General features: G+C 39.9%; 17 protein-coding genes and 1 pseudogene. 5 read left to right on the top strand and 13 right to left on the bottom strand.

The window, feature by feature from the left end; translation table 11 throughout:
* The first annotated feature begins 152 nt into the window (after positions 1–152).
* From Q0E71_RS04080 to Q0E71_RS04070, 3 genes and pseudogenes are all read left to right on the top strand, one after another.
* The gene (locus Q0E71_RS04080) at positions 153–815 is read left to right on the top strand and encodes a uracil-DNA glycosylase (protein ID WP_294796296.1); all 663 of its coding nucleotides are present in this window, start codon (positions 153–155) and stop codon (positions 813–815) included.
* Positions 812–1510, top strand: a pseudogene (locus Q0E71_RS04075) (gamma-glutamyl-gamma-aminobutyrate hydrolase family protein). The gene Q0E71_RS04080 and the pseudogene Q0E71_RS04075 overlap by 4 nt, the downstream one beginning before the upstream one ends.
* Positions 1507–2391, top strand: a complete 885-nt coding sequence (locus Q0E71_RS04070; RefSeq protein WP_294796294.1) for a YitT family protein — start codon at positions 1507–1509, stop codon at positions 2389–2391. The pseudogene Q0E71_RS04075 and the gene Q0E71_RS04070 overlap by 4 nt, the downstream one beginning before the upstream one ends.
* Before the next feature lie 69 nt (positions 2392–2460).
* On the opposite strand, the gene Q0E71_RS04065 is transcribed toward Q0E71_RS04070, so the two are convergent.
* From Q0E71_RS04065 to Q0E71_RS04045, 5 genes are all read right to left on the bottom strand, one after another.
* On the bottom strand, positions 2461–3504 hold the full coding sequence (locus tag Q0E71_RS04065; RefSeq protein ID WP_294796290.1) for a Fic family protein: 1044 nt from the start codon (positions 3502–3504) through the stop codon (positions 2461–2463).
* Between the two features lie 105 nt (positions 3505–3609).
* Positions 3610–4344, bottom strand: coding sequence for a tRNA pseudouridine(38-40) synthase TruA (gene truA, locus Q0E71_RS04060; protein ID WP_294796288.1), 735 nt, complete (start codon positions 4342–4344; stop codon positions 3610–3612).
* Positions 4341–5153, bottom strand: a complete 813-nt coding sequence (locus tag Q0E71_RS04055; RefSeq protein WP_294796286.1) for an energy-coupling factor transporter transmembrane protein EcfT — start codon at positions 5151–5153, stop codon at positions 4341–4343. The genes truA and Q0E71_RS04055 overlap by 4 nt, the downstream gene beginning before the upstream one ends.
* Positions 5146–6009 (bottom strand): energy-coupling factor transporter ATPase, encoded by an 864-nt coding sequence (locus tag Q0E71_RS04050; RefSeq protein ID WP_294796298.1) that lies wholly within the window; start codon positions 6007–6009, stop codon positions 5146–5148. Before Q0E71_RS04050 ends, Q0E71_RS04055 begins: the two co-directional genes overlap by 8 nt.
* Complete coding sequence (locus tag Q0E71_RS04045) at positions 6003–6818, bottom strand: energy-coupling factor transporter ATPase (RefSeq protein WP_294796284.1); 816 nt, start codon at positions 6816–6818, stop codon at positions 6003–6005. The genes Q0E71_RS04050 and Q0E71_RS04045 overlap by 7 nt, the downstream gene beginning before the upstream one ends.
* Positions 6819–7273: 455 nt before the next feature.
* On the opposite strand from Q0E71_RS04045, the gene Q0E71_RS04040 reads away from it, so the two are divergent.
* Both Q0E71_RS04040 and Q0E71_RS04035 read left to right on the top strand, forming a co-directional pair.
* Complete coding sequence (locus tag Q0E71_RS04040) at positions 7274–8512, top strand: DNA polymerase IV (protein WP_294796282.1); 1239 nt, start codon at positions 7274–7276, stop codon at positions 8510–8512.
* Positions 8513–8851: 339 nt separating this feature from the next.
* Positions 8852–9994 carry an AI-2E family transporter gene (locus Q0E71_RS04035; RefSeq protein ID WP_294796280.1) on the top strand — a complete coding sequence of 381 codons (1143 nt, stop codon included), beginning with the start codon at positions 8852–8854 and terminating at the stop codon, positions 9992–9994.
* Between the two features lie 120 nt (positions 9995–10114).
* Here the strand turns inward: Q0E71_RS04035 and Q0E71_RS04030 are convergent, their stop codons facing one another.
* The 8 genes from Q0E71_RS04030 to rpiB all read right to left on the bottom strand — a co-directional run.
* Positions 10115–11545 carry an aminoacyl-histidine dipeptidase gene (locus tag Q0E71_RS04030; protein WP_294796278.1) on the bottom strand — a complete coding sequence of 477 codons (1431 nt, stop codon included), beginning with the start codon at positions 11543–11545 and terminating at the stop codon, positions 10115–10117.
* 11 nt (positions 11546–11556) lie between these two features.
* On the bottom strand, positions 11557–11790 hold the full coding sequence (locus Q0E71_RS04025) for a glutathione S-transferase N-terminal domain-containing protein (protein WP_294796276.1): 234 nt from the start codon (positions 11788–11790) through the stop codon (positions 11557–11559).
* A gap of 11 nt (positions 11791–11801) precedes the next feature.
* Positions 11802–12731, bottom strand: coding sequence for a ribonuclease H-like domain-containing protein (locus tag Q0E71_RS04020; protein WP_294796275.1), 930 nt, complete (start codon positions 12729–12731; stop codon positions 11802–11804).
* A complete protein-coding gene (gene ychF / locus Q0E71_RS04015; RefSeq protein ID WP_294796273.1) occupies positions 12731–13828 on the bottom strand; it encodes a redox-regulated ATPase YchF in 1098 nt (365 codons plus the stop codon). The genes Q0E71_RS04020 and ychF overlap by 1 nt, the downstream gene beginning before the upstream one ends.
* Positions 13828–14934: a non-hydrolyzing UDP-N-acetylglucosamine 2-epimerase gene (wecB, locus tag Q0E71_RS04010; protein ID WP_294796271.1), complete on the bottom strand. Its 1107-nt coding sequence runs from the start codon at positions 14932–14934 to the stop codon at positions 13828–13830. The genes ychF and wecB overlap by 1 nt, the downstream gene beginning before the upstream one ends.
* On the bottom strand, positions 14931–15956 hold the full coding sequence (locus Q0E71_RS04005; protein WP_294796269.1) for a glycosyltransferase family 4 protein: 1026 nt from the start codon (positions 15954–15956) through the stop codon (positions 14931–14933). Before Q0E71_RS04005 ends, wecB begins: the two co-directional genes overlap by 4 nt.
* Positions 15957–15965: 9 nt before the next feature.
* Positions 15966–16589: a uracil phosphoribosyltransferase gene (gene upp, locus Q0E71_RS04000; protein WP_294796267.1), complete on the bottom strand. Its 624-nt coding sequence runs from the start codon at positions 16587–16589 to the stop codon at positions 15966–15968.
* 9 nt (positions 16590–16598) lie between these two features.
* The coding region (rpiB, locus tag Q0E71_RS03995) for a ribose 5-phosphate isomerase B (protein WP_294796265.1) at positions 16599–17029 on the bottom strand (431 nt) is incomplete at its 5' end.

Below are 17029 nucleotides of genomic sequence, written 5' to 3'. Positions count from 1 at the left end.
GTATGGTGACTGGCCCGAAGATGATATCAAGGACATGATATACCACGTTTTAAAACACGAGTTCACTCATCACATGGAAGGTCTTGCTAATTACAGAGACCTGGAGGTCGAAGATGAAGAGCAGCTTAAAAGATATAAGGAAATGAAGAGAAATGATCATAAATAGCGATTGGGAAGAATTTTTACAAAGTGAATACACTAAGGACTACTTCATCAAGATGCGTGACGCACTTCGCCGCGAGTACAAGGAGCACACCATATATCCAAAGTACTACGAGATATTCAAGGCGCTTGAGCTCTCGCCCCTTAAAGATACCAAGGTCTTTATTTTGGGTCAAGATCCTTACCATGAAGTAAATCAGGCGAATGGCCTAGCCTTCTCAGTCAATGACGGCGTGGCTCTACCACCATCTTTAAGAAATATATATAAGGAGCTCTACGACGATTTAGGCATAATGAATAGAACAGGTGACTTAGATGCTTGGGCGAAGCAAGGCGTGCTGCTACTTAACTCAACGCTAACCGTTCGTAAGGGCTATGCCAATTCACATAAGGACATAGGCTGGCAAATATTTACCGATAAGATTATAGAAACGCTTTGCAAAAACAAAGAAAACGTCGTCTATATCCTATGGGGCGCTTACGCGAGAAGCAAGATGAGATACATTGACACGAGGAAGAACCTTGTAATCACCTCGGCTCACCCATCGCCTTTATCGGCATATAGAGGCTTCTTCGGATCAAAGCCATTCTCAAAGACAAACGCCTATCTAAAAGCACATAATATTAAAGAAATAGATTGGAGAATAAAATGAAGAAAATTTTGATTAGCTCGCAGCCATATTCGGATGGCAAGAGAAATTATGTACAAATCAATAGAAATTACGCCGAAGCCGTTAAGATGGCGGGCGCAGTGCCTTTCATCGCGCCATATACTGACTTAGAAGGCGTAAGTGACCTAGTGGCAATGGCTGACGCGGTCATACTTACAGGCGGCCATGATGTAAATCCACTTGTCTATGGCGAAGAACTGCAAAAAGGCATACAAGGCATTTCAAATGAAAGAGACGCCTTTGATCTAAAGCTTATAGAGGAAGCACTTAAACAATGAAAGCCTATGCTTGGCATATGCAGAGGGATGCAGCTGATAAACGCATACCTAGGGGGAACGCTTTACCAAGACATATACAAGGCAAACGTAGCTAAGCTCGAGCACGTGAGCTTCGATACACTAGCTGTCGGCGCGCACTACATCACTATCAAGGAGCAAAGCTTTTTACACAGGGCAACTGGCCTTAAGAAGATGCTTGTCAATACTGAGCATCATCAAGCCGTTAAGGATATAGCGGAGGGCTTTAAAGTCACAGCAAAGTCTTCCGACGGCATAATTGAAGCTATGGAGGACGTTCATAGAAAGATCTATCTAGTACAGTTCCATCCAGAAGCAATGGCTGTGAATAATAATGGAGAAGCAATAAATATATTTAAGGAGTTTATAAAATTACAATGAAAAAGAAATTTGACAGATACGAATACTTCGGCGATAACGAAGAAATTGCTACTACCATCACAGCCATCGTCATCGGCTGCTTGCTATCAAGTTTTGCGATAAACTTTTTCTTCATACCAAACAAGCTACTATCGGGCGGCGTTGGCGGCATCTCCATCATCATAGAATTACTTACTGGCCTACCTGCAGGTATCATGCTCTTTGCGATTAACTTGCCAATATTTTTATTCGGACTAAAGGAGCTTGACAAAAAATTCTTGGTTTACGCCTTCATAACTACTTTCGTTTTATCGGCGACTATGGTACTCTTAAGACCGATGCAAAAGCTTAATACCTTTGACGACATACTTATCAGCGCCATCTTTGGAGGCGTTTTGAATGGTATAGGCATGGGCGTTTTATTTAGGCACGGCGCTTGCCAAGGCGGCCTCGACATAGTCGCCGCAGTATGTAAAAAGCGCTACAACATCAACATCGGCAGCGCGCTTATGGCGATGAACGCTATAATCATTAGTTTAGCGAGTATAAAATTTGGTGTACTAAAAGGCCTTTACACAGTTATATCGATGTTCGTTGCCTATCAAGTGCTTGATAAAGTGCAAACAGGCATCGACGCGACAAAGAGCGTTCTCATCATATCGAAGGACTACGAAGAGCTTTCATACGAGCTGATGAACAAGCTTGAGCGTGGTGCAACCATCATCGACTCATACGGCGCTTGGTCAAAGAGCGATCTAAAGATCATCTTCATGCTAGTTAGACCTAGGGAGATAGTTGATGTCAAGAAGATAACTAACTCCATAGACCCGAACGCCTTCATCACTATACAAGACACAAACGAAGTTAAAGGAAGAGGCTTTAAAGGTGGAGACAATTTCTAGACAATGGCATAGCATATATAAGACAAGACCCAGTTCATATGAACCGGGTCTTTTTTGCGTGATAATTTTCTATTGCTTTGTGTAATAAGTTGCTCTTCCCTTGCCATGTCTATCAATATATCCCTCTTCAAGTAAAGTCCTTAAGGAGTTTTCGATAGATGCCTTACTAAGATTTGGAACTATCTTCATTAGCTCACTCTTAGTAAAATTATCATAAATAGTATCAATGGCAGCTCTAACTTGTTCAAGCGCAGTCGCTCCTTCTCCGAAAATATCTAGCCTAGTCTCAAAGTCTCTGTAAGCAGCAAGTATAGTAGCTAGTATATACTTAATAAAGTAGCTCGTATCCTCTATCTCCTCATGCCAGCCCTTACCGCTCTTGTCAAGCGCTTCATAATAATTAAGCTTAGTCTTTTCTATCTTTTCTTCAAGACTAATATATCTTCCTATAAAATAATCATTTTTATATAACAATAATGTCGTTAATAATCTTGACATCCTACCATTGCCATCATTAAATGGATGTATGCACAAAAAATCATGTACAAAGCTAATAAGTAGTATAAGCTGATTTATATCGCATTTCTGACGCTCATCATTATATGAAGAGCATATCGCTTCGATGGCTGAATACGTTTCATAAGGAGCAAGCGGAGTGAAAATCACATGTGACTCGCCATTTGGCATTGTCTCTGTGATATAGTTTTGCACGTTCTTAAACTGACCGCCAATAGATTTAGACGAATACTTATATAAGTCTCTATGAAGCTGCAAAATAATTTCAGGCTTTATATTTATATACTCATAAGAATTGTGTATCGTTCTTAAGACATCTTGGTAGCCAAGTATCTCTTCTTCATCTCTATTCATCGGTTTAACTTTTTTCATCACAAGTTCTTTTATCCTTGTATCAGTAGTTCGTATGCCTTCAATTTCATTCGAGCTCTCAGTACTTTGTATTATAGCTAAGTCTACTAAAGTATCAAGTACTTTTGCTTTTTGATTTATGATAATATCTTGTCTTCCCTTGTACTCACTTATCTTTGAAATATAGTTTAATGTCTCTTGGTCCCATTGTTTATACTTCAATTTTGAATAATCAAAATTTCTCATCGCCTAAACCTCCTCTCTTTATCGCCTAAATTGTACCATATTTTAGGCGATTCGTCAAGACTTTAGGCGAAAAAATATCTCTCGGCTCTCACCAAGAGATATATATTAATAATAAACTTCTTCTAAGACTAGTCCCTTCGCTGGCAAAGTCGGTGCAAGTCCCCTTCTATCGCCCTCGTCTATCGCTCTAGCCATCTCATCTATATCCAAGATGCCAGTGCCGACAAAAACGAGCGTGCCCGCCATGATCCTAACCATATTATATAAAAAGCTCCTGCCTTTGACATCGATGTAGACAAAGTCGCCGTCTCTAATGATATCGACCGAGTGAATGGTCCTGACCGTCGTATCAACATCGCTACCTATGGCCATGAAAGCTCTGTAGTCTTTCTCGCCGACCATGTGTTTAGCTGCCTCGCGCATCAAGTCAAGATCAAGCTTATATGGGAAATTGTATGCAAAGTGCCTGTCGGTCGCCCTGCCAAACTTCCTGTGTTCAAGCGTGTATCTATAGTACTTGCCCTTCGACGAGAAGCGCGCGTGAAAATCATCAGCTACTTCTTCGCTCTTAAGGACCCTGATGTCCTCAGGAAGCTTGTCGTTGATTGGATATATCATCTTTTCGACCGGACAAAGCGATTCAGTTTTGAAATTCAAAACAAAGCATCTTGCGCTAACGCCCTTGTCAGTCCTTGAGCAGCCTATGACCTTGATCTCTTCGCCCAAAGCCTTGCTAATGGATGCGTTCAGCACGTCCTCTACTGTATGAGCGTTCTCTTGCGCTTGAAACCCCGAATAATTTGTTCCGTCAAAATCTATAAGTAATTTTATGTTCTTCATATTAAATTAAATAGATACTTTGTCGATATTATAAAGCCAAAGTATATCAGTATTACAATTATAGCTATCCTATCTGTCTTTGTGTAGATAAGTGGATTTAGCTTGCCTCTGTTGTCGCCGCCGTTGTAGCATCTCGCGTCCATAGCGATGGCTAGTTCGTCCGCCCTCTTAAGTGCGTTTAAGAAAAGTGGTATCATCAGTGGCAGCATCTTCTTAGCCGTCTCAATAATGTTCTTGCCGCTAAAGCTTGCTCCTCTCGACTCTTGCGCCATCTTGATCTTGTTCGCCTCTTCAGCCAGCGTCGGTATGAATCTTAAGGCTATAGTCATCATCATCGCTAGTTCATGAGTCGGCACCTTAATAAGCTTTAGTGGACTCATCAGCGACTCAAGTCCATCAGTCAGTCTGATTGGCGATGTTGTAAGCGTTAGTAGCGACGAGCCGAGTATTAATAAGAGTAGTCTAAATGACATGAAAAGACCCGTGTTTAGCCCTTCGTATGTCATCGACGGCCATTTTAACTTTGGAAATATTTGTGTGCCTGGCGTGAAAAACACATTGAAGATTAAAGTCATTATGATAATCACGCGCATCGGCTTAAGCCCCTTGAGAATTATCTTTACTGGCACCTTGCTCATTAATATAAGCGTGATTATGGTGATTGCCACAAGTCCAAGTATGATGTATGAATCAACGAAGAAGATCGCTATCATAAATACGAAGACGAAGATCAGTTTAACTCTTGGGTCTAGCCTATGAACAAAGCTATCTGTCGGAAAATATTGTCCTATGGATACGTTGTTAAACATTTTTCTTCACCTCGAAATACTCGTGTATATGCTCCCTAGCCTCTTCAACGGTCTTGACATATGGATTTAGGCCCGGATATTTCTCTTGCAAAGTAAACATAAACTCAGTTATCTCAGGCACGCCAACATCGTACTTCTTAAGAAGATCGCGCTCCTTAACCGCTTCGTCAGTAGTCTTGTGCATGATAAGCTTACCCTTGCTTAAAACGACTATCTCATTCGCATAAGCAAAGACGTCCTCCATCGAGTGCGAGACCAAAACTACAGTGATCTTAGTCTTTTTGTATATATCATAGATCTCGTCAAGTATTTCTTCCCTAGCTCTCGGATCAAGACCCGCTGTTGGCTCGTCAAGTATAAGCACCTTCGGCCTCATAGCAAGTATGCCCGCTATGGCAACGCGCCTTTTTTGTCCGCCCGATAATTCAAAAGGCGACCTATCCTTAACCCATTCGTAGTCAAGCTTAACGTCCTCAATCGCGTCCTTAACACGCATCGCCACCTCTTCGTCACTTAGTCCAAGATTCTTCGGGCCAAAGGCAACGTCCTTTTCAACAGTCTCTTCAAAAAGCTGATACTCAGGGTATTGAAAGACCATGCCAACGCTCTCACGAAGCTTATTTAGCTTGATGTCCTTTTGAGTTATGTCCACCCCATCTATAATTATAGTACCAGATGTAGGTCTAAGTAGGCCATTTAATTGCTGCATAAAAGTCGATTTACCGCTACCAGTGTGACCAATGATGCCGATAAAGCTGTTGTCCTTGATAGTCAGCGATATATCGTCTAGTGCCTTCACCTCAAATGGCGTGTCCTTATTATATATAAATGATAAATTTTTTATTTCAATCATAATTTTGCCACCAATTCATCTATGCTTAGCTCATCACCAGCGACGTCAAAGCCATCCTCCTTAAGTAAATTGCTTAGCTCAGTCACTTGTGGCACGTCAAGTCCAAGCGAGTGCACTTTTTTTACATTTGAAAATATATGTCTAGGCGTGTCATCCCAAACCAATTTGCCCTCGTGCATGACCATGAGCCTGTCAGATAGAACTGCCTCGCTCATGAAGTGCGTGATGAGTACTATAGTCTTTTCGTATTTTCTGTTCAGTTTGATAATGGTGTCCATGACTTCCTTCCTGCCCACTGGATCGAGCATGGCAGTTGGCTCGTCAAAGACAATGATGTTCGGGTTGATAGCAAGAATACCCGCGATTGCTAGCCTTTGCTTTTGTCCACCGCTCAATAGGTTCGGGGCGTGCTTTTTGTATTCACTCATCGATACTATCTCCAAAGCTTCATCGACCCTCTTTCTGATCTCAGGCGTTGGCAGACCAAGGTTCTCTGGTCCAAAGGCAACGTCCTCTTCGACTATGGTCGCTATGATTTGATTGTCCGGATTTTGAAAGACAAGTCCCAAGTTTTGTCTTATCTCAAGAAGGTTCTCTTCGTTCTTCGTGTTCATGCCCATGACAGTCGCATCGCCCTCAGTCGGAAGCAAAATGCCGTCCATAATCTTCGCTATGGTCGATTTGCCACTGCCGTTCATGCCAAGTATAGACACGAACTCGCCCTTCTCTATCTCAAAGCTCACATCGTCTAGAGCCTTCTTGTCTTTTTCGTTTTTGTCGTAAGCAAAGCTTACATTTTCAAATTTAATCATGCTATCACCTAAACTTAATAATACCATATTCGCGGTGATTTTACAAGGTTTTTAAGCGATTATCTAAATTAATATTAATGTCTTTTTGATCATTACGATTATGGTTTTGCCATCATCTATAAAAAACTGTTCAGATAGTAATTTTACTTATCATTCGCCCGTCATATGAATAGTGATTTTATTTATCGAATGACGCGCGATGGCAATAGTGATTTTGCTTGACGAATGACGCGCGATAGCTATAGTGATTTTGTTTGACGAATGACGCTCCTTAGCATAAGCACGTCTACTATCTTTATGACAAGTCACTAAGCTTCTTTATTTGACTATATAACTAAAACTGTCAAATATACTACAAAAGTAGTATTGACAAGCCCATATAAATGGTCTATAATTGTCTTAGTCATTCAAGTAGTAATAATTATTAAGTAAGTAGATGAAAGACAGGTGATAAGATGACAAGAACAATACTTCATTCAGACATGAATAACTGCTACGCCTCTATCGAGGGAAAGCTGGATCCGTCCCTCGTTGGTAAACGGCTCGTAGTCTGCGGTTCAGTCGAAGATAGGCACTCTATAGTACTAGCGAAGAGCTACGAAGCAAAGGCCTTTGGTGTAAAGACGGGAGATAGCCTCTTCGAGGCAAAGATGAAGTGTCCCGGCTTAGTTGCTGTTAAACCGCACTATGATGAGTACTTCAAGTTCTCAAAATTAGCGCATAAAATTTACTATAGCTACACCAATCAAGTCGAACCCTTCGGCTTAGACGAGTGCTGGCTCGATGTGACAGGCTCAGAAAAATTATTTGGCAGTGGCGAGACCATTGCCCACGAGATCAAAGAGCGTATCAAGAAGGAGCTCGGCATCACAGTCAGCATTGGCGTGAGCTATAACAAGATATTCGCAAAGCTAGGCAGTGACCTTAAGAAGCCCGATGCAGTGACAGTTATAAAGAAGGATGATTTTAAAGAGATAGTTTGGCCGCTATCAACAGACGCCATCATTGGCATAGGTAGCAAAACGAAGAAAAAACTTATGTACATGAACATAAACACACTGGGTGAACTTGCAAATACTGATGTAAATCTATTAAAAAGAAAGCTTGGAATAAGAGGACTATATCTATGGCAATACGCGAACGGCTACGATACAAGCAAAGTTTGTGACTACTACCATCGCGACAAGATCAAATCCATATCCAGAGGTGTAACCACCAAGGCAGATCTAAACTCATATGACGAGGTGAAAAAGATATTCGAGGAGCTCGCCATTGAAGTGAGCAAAAAATTAATCGAAGAGGATCTCAAGGCAGGCGGCGTGAGAATAACGATAAGGGATAAAAATCTTGACTACGTGAGCTTTCAAAAAGTTTTTACCGAGACAAGTATAAGCGCACTTAGGCTAAATGACAAGGCCATGGATCTCTTCAAGGAGCGCTACGACTTCAAGGAAGCGATTAGGAGCCTAACGATATCCGCGATAAATCTTACAAAGAACACAAAAACGGAGCAGCTGAGCCTATTCGCACCTAAAAAAGTCATCAAGGACGATAGACTTGAGAAAGTCTTTAACGAGATCAGAGAAAAGTTTGGAAGTGACAAGATTGGCTACCTCGGCCTCGAGCTCAATAGCAAGATGCCAGAAAAGCCAAGCATCGTTACCTTGCCGAGTGGCTTTAAAAATATGATATAATATGAAAATATCCGTGGGCTATGGACCCTACGGATATTTTTTTGCAAAAAGAAAGACTCTTTCGAGCCTATCTTTCCGGGTAAATTTTAATTTGGAGGTTTCTTGAAGTGTATTTTGTCCGCTTTCTTGTAGATATAGGGATACTTAGTAAAAGAAAACGCTAATGACTTTAATTTCATTCAACACACTCCTTTGATTAATTTGAAAATTCCTACACTTATATTATAAGGCATATCGCATCTTTTGTGGTTAAGTACGTGTAAAGTTTAGGTAAATTTTAATTTTGTATTGAATTAGCTCCACTTGTATTGTATAATTAACTTATAAGGGGGCATAATTATGGATGATAAATATAGTAAAGAGTCTTTGCACTTTTATTTTAAGATAGTCGCCTTTGGTGTCATTTTATATATCGCTCTGGCAAATCTTAATTCACTTTGGTCATACTTCAATATTTTCTTAGGTATACTAACTCCGTTCTTGGCGGGTGGCTTTGTTGCCTTTATACTAAATATACCACTGAAATTATTTGAGGAGAAGATATTTAAAAAGTGGCAGCCGAAGAAAAAAGGCGGCAAGCGTGCTGTCTGCATGCTTCTGACTTTACTACTTATCGCGCTAATCATATTCTTACTTATATACATCGTTGGACCAAGGGTGCAAGCCTCACTAATAAGTGTAGTCGAAAAGCTCCCTCAATTTGAGGATCAACTTGTTAAGATACCTATACTTAAGGAGTATGAAGAGAACATTCACGAAATATTCTCAAAGATTAATATCAATAGCGCTCAAAAAGCTCTAATCGACTATATCAAAAATGCTAACACTGACTTGTTTAACACTATTGTGTCAAGGGTTGGCTCTGTACTAAACACTTTATTCGGTGTCTTAATGGGCTTTGTATTCGCGATATATGCTTTAATCTCTAAGGAGGACCTATCTAGAAAGTCTAAGGAGCTTCTATACGCAACTTTACCTGAGAGATGGGCTGACAAGCTTGTCAAGCTTGGTAAGATTATCTTTGAAAACTTCTACAATTTCTTCACTGGCCAATTCATTGAAGCACTTGTCTTTGGCGCAATGTGCTTTGTCGGTATGCTAATCTTTAGATTCCCATTTGCTCCAGCTATATCCATAATTATGGGGCTCGGCGCTTTAATACCAATACTAGGTGCCTACATCGGTGTTTTCACCGGCGCACTGCTAATACTTTTACAATCACCATTCAAGGCTTTGATGTTTATAGTATATATAGTAGTATTGCAACAATTTGATGGTAACGTTACTTATCCAAGGATAGTTGGCAACAAGGTCGGCTTACCTGCGATGTTTGTTATCGTAGCGATTACTGTCGGCGGCGCACTATTTGGCGTCATTGGCATGATACTTTTCGTTCCGCTATTCTCAACTATATATGAGCTGCTTACTATATATAAAAATAAGAGGCTTAAGCAAAAAGGTATTGATATAAAAACAAAATAGTTTAGATAAAAGAAATGCACTTCGTTGATGAAGTGCATTTCTTTCATATGTTTATGTTTTATTGAAATTATTCTGTAGTAAATATTTTTCTATAAATCTACCCTGCTTATTTCAAAGAAACTATTTTACAGATTTTAATAACGCCTTTAAAAATTCCCACATTCTAGCTGTAGACTCGATATCTAGGTGTTCTCTATTAGTATGAACGTCGTAGATGTTTGGTCCAAAGCTTATCATCTTAGTATCTGGTAGAATTTGTTTTAGTAGACCGCATTCAAGTCCTGCGTGTATAGCGCTTACTTCTGCGTCTTTGCCTGTAACTTCTTTATAAACCTTTGCTACTAAATCTCTTAGTACTGGGTCTTCATCGAATTCCCATGAAGGATATGCTTCTGATAATTCAACTTTGCCGCCAAGTACTTCAGTCATGATTCTAACTTGTTCTCTTACTTCAACTAGAGCTGCGTCTGATGAGCTTCTGATTGAGCATAGATAGTTTACATTATTTCCTTCAGTTCTTAATATAGCTGCGTTACAGCTTGTCATTACAAGGCCTTCTATGTCCTTTGACATGTAGATAACGCCGTGTGGAGCAAGCATTAAGAAGTTAATAATTCTGTTTGTGTCCTTCTTAGTCATGACCTTTTCAGCTTTTACTTCATTAAATTCAAGGCTCATATTAGGGTCTTCTACGTGATAATCCTTTTTGATGTGATTAAATAATTCATTCATCGCATCTTTAACTTTAGCGTAGTCTGTATGAACTATAGTAGCCTTAGCTACATTGGCGATGGCGTTATGCTTAGTACCGCCTTCTATTGAAACTAATCTTAGTTTTTCGCAGTTACATTCATTTAATAATCTAGCTAAAACTTTGATAGCGTTTGCTCTTTGCTTAATGATTTCCATACCGCTGTGACCGCCAGTAAAGCCCTTTAAGCTGATTTCTAGAGCTGCTTCGCTATTGTCTTCAAATTCAACTTCGAATTTTGATTCACTATTAACACCGCCTGAGCTTGATGATAAGAATATACCTTCTTCTTCAGAGTCAATATTGAATAGGTAATCGCCGCTTAGGTGCTCATTAGTTAAGTTTACTGCTCCGACCATGGATGTTTCTTCAGCTGTTGTGAACACTGCTTCGATGGCTGGGTGCTCAATGTCGTCTGCATCAAGTACTGCAAGTGCCATAGCAACTGCTATGCCATCGTCAGCGCCAAGTGTTGTGTCATTTGCTCTTAGATAGTCTCCGTCAACTATCATTTCAATTGGATCTTTAGAGAAATCATGGTCGCTATCTAAACCTTTTTCGCAAACCATATCCATATGTCCTTGTAAAATAACCTTTGGAGCATTTTCATAGCCCTTAGTAGCTGCTTTGTGTATAACGATGTTTAGCGCCTTATCTTGCCAAACGTCTAAATTTCTTCCTTTAGCCCAATTGTATAGAAAATCAGAAATTCTCTTTTCGTCGCCTGATCCTCTTGGGATTTGGTTAATCTCTTTAAACCAATGAAAAACCTCTTGTGCTGGTAAATCTTTGTAGTCCATAATTTTACCTCCTAAAAATTTTCTTTGAAATATTTAATTATATCGTCTGATTCGTAAAGCGGCTTGCCATCAATGAATAGGCATGGTACTTGGTCCTTGCCGCCTCTCTTGATTAAGTCTTCGTTGTTATTGCCTTTCTTAATGTCAAGCATTTCAACACCCTTGATTTGACAATTGTCCATCATGTAGTTTAATACCTTTTGACAAAATGGGCACTCAGCCTTGTAATAAAGTTCTAATTTCATCTAATTACCTCCTAAATACTACCTAATTTAATTATATTTCGAATAAATAATTTATTTTGTATGCGTATAGGAACGATGCCTTCCTCAAGTAAATCTTCGCCGTCGAAGTCCTCGTGACTTAAGCTAGCTAAGGAGCTCTTCTCAAGGTACTTTACCTTGCGTGCGTCCTTCATGTAGCCCGTCTTTAGCGTGAACTCAAGATGCCTACGTCCCTCGTCCTCTTCAATGAGGTAGCCTGTTTCCTCTACATAAGTATTAATACCCATATCGGTAGTAAAGTCAATCATCAAAAGATCTTTTTTTATGCTATGCTTATCGAATTTGTATTTGCGTCCGTCTATGTCTATGGTAATCTTCTCGTCCAAGAGGTCCAGTATAGACATGGTTGCCGGCATATATAATAGGTCGTCGTAATTATGAAGGACGAATCTATCGAAACTTTCTTGATTTTTGTTCTTCGCGTAGTCTTTGTAAAAATTGATGCACTCGCCGCCGTTGTAGCGATCTTCTCTAATGATTCCAAGCTTTTTCTCGATATTTTTTTGCTTAAGTCCATCAAGATTTAGCGTGTCCTTGTGTAATCTAAGTTTTTCATACATATCAAAGGAGTCCATGTCTATGGACTCTATGCCATAACGCTCGGACCTCTTCACAATGAAAGGCAGATCAAAGGAGTTGCCGTTATAAGTAACGACTGTCTTGTAGCCCTTAAGCCTCTCCTTCATTAGCTTAAGAATTTCTTCTTCCTCATCTTTATTCTCAGCTATTAGCTGCGTTATATGCATTGTCATCTCTTTTAAGTCAATAAAAACTAGCCCGATGAGGTAGATAAAGCTTCTCATGGGGCTAAGTCCTGTCGTTTCAATATCAAGAAAAACAGCTTCCTCATCGTAGTACTTTGACTTAAAAGTTAATTTTTCATCATATTCTAAAATTTTCATTATACATTAAACCTGAAGTAAACTATATCTCCTTCTTGCATAATATAGTCCTTGCCTTCTAGCCTCATAAGGCCCTTCTCTTTCACTTTGTTCATGGACATATCATTGGCTACAAGGTCATCGTAGCTAACAACTTCCGCGCGTATAAAGCCTCTAGCGATGTCCGAGTGTATCTTAGCTGCTGCGTCAACGGCTTTAGTGCCCTTCTTAATAGTCCACGCTCTTGTCTCGTCTTCACCAGTTGTCAAGAAGCTCATTAGACCAAGTAGCTTATAGCTCTTTCTGATAAGTCTATCTAGACCTGACTCTTTTATTCCCATATCTTCAAGAAAGGCTTTTCTCTCTTCATCATCAAGCTCACTCATCTCTTCTTCAATCTTAACAGAGATAGGAACTATCTCAGAGCCTTCTGCTTCAGCGTATTCTCTAAGCTTGTCAACGTATTTATTATCCTTTAAATCATTGATATAGTCGTCTTCAGATACATTTAAAACGTAGATTATAGGTTTTAAGCTAAGTAAATTAAAGCCTCTAAGCATAGCCTTTTGATCGTCATTAAGCTCAAGCACTCTCGCTGACTTGCCTTGTTCAAGAACCTTTTTCACTTCATTTAATAAATCAAGTTCAGCTTGTAAAGACTTGTCACCTTTCACTTGCTTTGTAAGTTTTTGTATTCTCGCATCAACCATATCCAAGTCAGAGAAGATAAGTTCTAGGTTTATAGTCTCTATATCTCTGATTGGGTCTATGTTTCCATCGACATGGACAATGTTTTCGTCTTCAAAAACTCTTAACACGTGGACTATGGCTTCGACTTCCCTTATATGCGATAAGAACTTATTGCCAAGGCCCTCGCCCTTTGATGCGCCCTTAACAAGACCAGCTATATCATAAAACTCAATTACAGCTGGAATCGTTTTTTTCGATTTATTTACATCTGTTAATATTTTTAGTCTCTCATCTGGCACTTCAACAACACCGACATTGGGGTCTATGGTGCAGAATGGGTAGTTAGCTACCTCTGCTCCCGCCTTTGTCACGGCGTTAAAAAGTGTTGACTTACCAACGTTTGGTAGTCCTACTATACCTAATTTCATTACTTTACCTCTCTTATCAATATATCTTTAATCATCTTGGCGCTATTGCCGTCGCCATATGGGTTGATGGCCTTATGCATCTTCATATACTCATCTTTGTCTGTTAATAGCGTCTTCATATTATTATAAACGCTATCAAACTCAGTTCCGACAAGCTTTGCAGTGCCATACTCAATGCCTTCTGGCCTTTCAGTCTCGCGTCTAACAACAAGAACTGGTACGCCAAGCGCAGGCGCCTCCTCTTGCAGTCCACCTGAATCAGTGACTACCATGTAGGCATGTTTAAGTATATAAGCCATGTCTTCATACTCAACTGGCTCAGTTAAAATTACATTACTAGCTCCATCTAAATGCTTCTTCGCAAGCTCCCTAACTCTTGGATTTGGGTGCATAGGAAAGACTATGTTCACATCACTAAATTCATCAGCAATCCTTCTAACAGCTCCGAAGATGTTTTCCATAGGCTCGCCTTGGTTCTCTCTTCTGTGTGAAGTAAGAAGAATTAGCTTTTTACTCAAATCTATCTTCTTAAGATCATCTCTTGTAAATGAATCAACCTTATCAGCTGTCATCAAAAGTGCGTCGATAACAGTGTTACCAGTTATGTAAAGCTTATCCATATCGTAGCCTTCTTTGATAAGGTTTTCCTTCGCCCTTTGTGTTGGGCAGAAATGAAAGTCAGTCATGATGCCAGTTAGCTTCCTGTTCGCTTCCTCTGGGAAGGGGCTTAAAATATTGCCACTTCGTAGGCCCGCCTCAACGTGGCCTATCTTAACGCCATTATAAAAAGCCTCAAGTGCTCCTGCAAACACAGTTGTAGTGTCCCCTTGAACCAAAACAACATCAGGCTTTTCCTTCTTGATAACTTCTTCAAGTCCCTTTAGTGACCTTACAGTTATATCAGTCAAAGTCTGTCCCTTTTCAAATATATTCAAATCATAATCAATTTCTAAATCAAAAACCTTTATTACCGAGTCCAAAAGCTCTCTGTGTTGACTCGTTATACACGTTACAAGTTCAACACCATCAGCATTTTTAAGCTCCTTAATAATAGGCGCCATCTTTATACCTTCAGGTCTTGTTCCAAATATTACTAAAGCTTTCAATTTTCACCATCCTTAAATAATCCAATCTTGTATGCTAAAAAAACTATTATCATAAATATAATTCCTGAAATAAGTACCGAAACAGTATTTCTAAGCTTCATCACAAGTATGCCAAATATTGAGAATATAGCTGATATCGTATATAGTATCAAAACCGTCTTCTTAGTCGAATACTTTCTTAAGAGTCTGTGGTGCAGGTGTCCCTTGTCCGCCGAGGCGATGGACCTGCCGCTAAGAAGCCTTCTAATCATTGCAAATGTCGTATCAAAGACAGGTAGGCCAAGTATCATGATTGGTACTATGATACCAATGGCTGCAACTGCCTTCATCGCTCCTTGTATAGTAATGACCGATAGCATAAAGCCAGCGAGCAAAGCACCCGTATCGCCCATGAATATCTTTGCCGGAGCAAAATTATATTTTAAAAAGGCTAAGTAGCTAAAGCCGACACATAGGCATAAAGCTGTCAGCGAGTACTGTTCATACGAAACCGATACCACGGCTAAAGTCATTGACGAGATAAAGACAACGCCTCCTGCTAGGCCGTCGAGCCCATCTATTAAATTTATGATGTTTGTAACAGCCACTATCCAAAATAGCGTTGCTGGAAGCGATAGGTAGCCAAGCGATAACAAATTATTATCAATAAATGGGTTACCTATGTTCATTATCCTTATATTGCCTAAGAAATATACTACAAGTCCAGCTAATAGCTGAAATAGTACCTTGTATTTTGGTTTAAGGTCATGCATGTCATCGTAGAAGCCAGATAGCATGATGATAGTCGCACCTATGAATATGGCTGTGTTCCTTGGCGTAAATTTATATAGTATCATATATGGGATAAAGATTGCGAAATACATAGCAAAGCCCCCGCAAGTCGGGATGGAATCAGTATGCATACGTCTTTGATCCTTTGGTACGTCGATGAAACCGAATTTCTTAGACAAGCGTATTTGAAGCTTAGTAAGTATTAATCCAAGGACCAAGCTTACAAAAGCCGCAAAATATATTCTCCTCAATTAATTCACCTACTTAGTTCCGAAAAGTCTGTCTCCTGCGTCTCCAAGACCTGGAACGATGTATTTATGTTCATTAAGCTTTTCATCAACACTCGCTACGAAGATGTCAACATCAGGGTGATGACTCTTTACGTACTCAACTCCTTCAGGAGCAGCGATGATGTTTACAAGCTTGATATGCTTTGCGCCTCTCTTCTTTAAGAAGTCTATGGCAGCTGTGGCACTTCCGCCAGTTGCTAGCATTGGGTCAAGCACTATGACCTCTCTCTTCTCAATGTCTGAAGGGAGTTTGCAGTAGTATTCAACTGGTTCATAAGTCTCTGGATCTCTATATAGACCTATGTGGCCAACCTTTGCTGCTGGAAGTAGACTTAACATGCCATCTACCATGCCAAGACCAGCTCTAAGTATTGGTACTAGTGCTATCTTCTTGCCAGCTAAGCTATAGCCAGTAGTCTTGCATATAGGTGTCTCTATAGTCATTTCTTCTAGTTGTAAGTCCCTAGTTACTTCGTAGCCCATAAGCATCGATAGTTCAGTAACTATCTCCTTAAATTGCTTTGTACCAGTTTGCTTCATTCTTAATATGCTTAGTTTGTGTTTAATAAGTGGATGATCAAATACAGTTACCATAATACCCTCCTAACAATTTTCGATTAAATCGACTCTTCTTTTATGTCTTCCTGCTAAAAATTCTTCCGCTAAAAATGTATCAAGTATAGACTTAGCAAGCTCATCACCGATTACTCTTGCGCCAAGAGCTAACATGTTCGCGTCGTTATGATTTCTAGACATCTTCGCCATGTATTCGTTAGTGCAAAGAGCGCATCTGATGCCTTCTACCTTGTTCGCAGCAAGTGAAATGCCTATGCCAGTGCCGCAGATAACGACAGCCTTTTCTACTTCGCCTGCAATTACACCGTTAGCAGCCTTCTTGCCAAATACTGGGTAGTCAACCGACTCAGTTGAATCAGTTCCATAATCAACGACTTCAATACCTTTTTCATTAAGGTAGCTCTTTAATTTTTCCTTTAGTTCAAATCCTCCGTGATCTGATGCAATGCCTATCTTTC

The organism is uncultured Fenollaria sp. (assembly GCF_934202865.1).
GTDB lineage: Bacteria > Bacillota > Clostridia > Tissierellales > Peptoniphilaceae > Fenollaria.
The sequence above is the reverse complement of the archived record's forward strand: the minus strand, read 5'-3'. Positions and strand labels throughout refer to the sequence as shown.

Coding starts and splice junctions, on each gene's coding strand:
- Q0E71_RS04035 (WP_294796280.1), top strand. CDS start 8,852: ATGGATGATAAATATAGTAAAGAGTCTTTGCACTTTTATTTTAAGATA.
- truA (WP_294796288.1), bottom strand. CDS start 4,344: ATGAAGAACATAAAATTACTTATAGATTTTGACGGAACAAATTATTCG.
- ychF (WP_294796273.1), bottom strand. CDS start 13,828: ATGAAATTAGGTATAGTAGGACTACCAAACGTTGGTAAGTCAACACTT.
- Q0E71_RS04020 (WP_294796275.1), bottom strand. CDS start 12,731: ATGAAAATTTTAGAATATGATGAAAAATTAACTTTTAAGTCAAAGTAC.
- Q0E71_RS04080 (WP_294796296.1), top strand. CDS start 153: ATGATCATAAATAGCGATTGGGAAGAATTTTTACAAAGTGAATACACT.
- Q0E71_RS04045 (WP_294796284.1), bottom strand. CDS start 6,818: ATGATTAAATTTGAAAATGTAAGCTTTGCTTACGACAAAAACGAAAAA.
- Q0E71_RS04070 (WP_294796294.1), top strand. CDS start 1,507: ATGAAAAAGAAATTTGACAGATACGAATACTTCGGCGATAACGAAGAA.
- upp (WP_294796267.1), bottom strand. CDS start 16,589: ATGGTAACTGTATTTGATCATCCACTTATTAAACACAAACTAAGCATA.
- Q0E71_RS04065 (WP_294796290.1), bottom strand. CDS start 3,504: ATGAGAAATTTTGATTATTCAAAATTGAAGTATAAACAATGGGACCAA.
- Q0E71_RS04025 (WP_294796276.1), bottom strand. CDS start 11,790: ATGAAATTAGAACTTTATTACAAGGCTGAGTGCCCATTTTGTCAAAAG.
- Q0E71_RS04030 (WP_294796278.1), bottom strand. CDS start 11,545: ATGGACTACAAAGATTTACCAGCACAAGAGGTTTTTCATTGGTTTAAA.
- Q0E71_RS04055 (WP_294796286.1), bottom strand. CDS start 5,153: ATGTTTAACAACGTATCCATAGGACAATATTTTCCGACAGATAGCTTT.
- Q0E71_RS04040 (WP_294796282.1), top strand. CDS start 7,274: ATGACAAGAACAATACTTCATTCAGACATGAATAACTGCTACGCCTCT.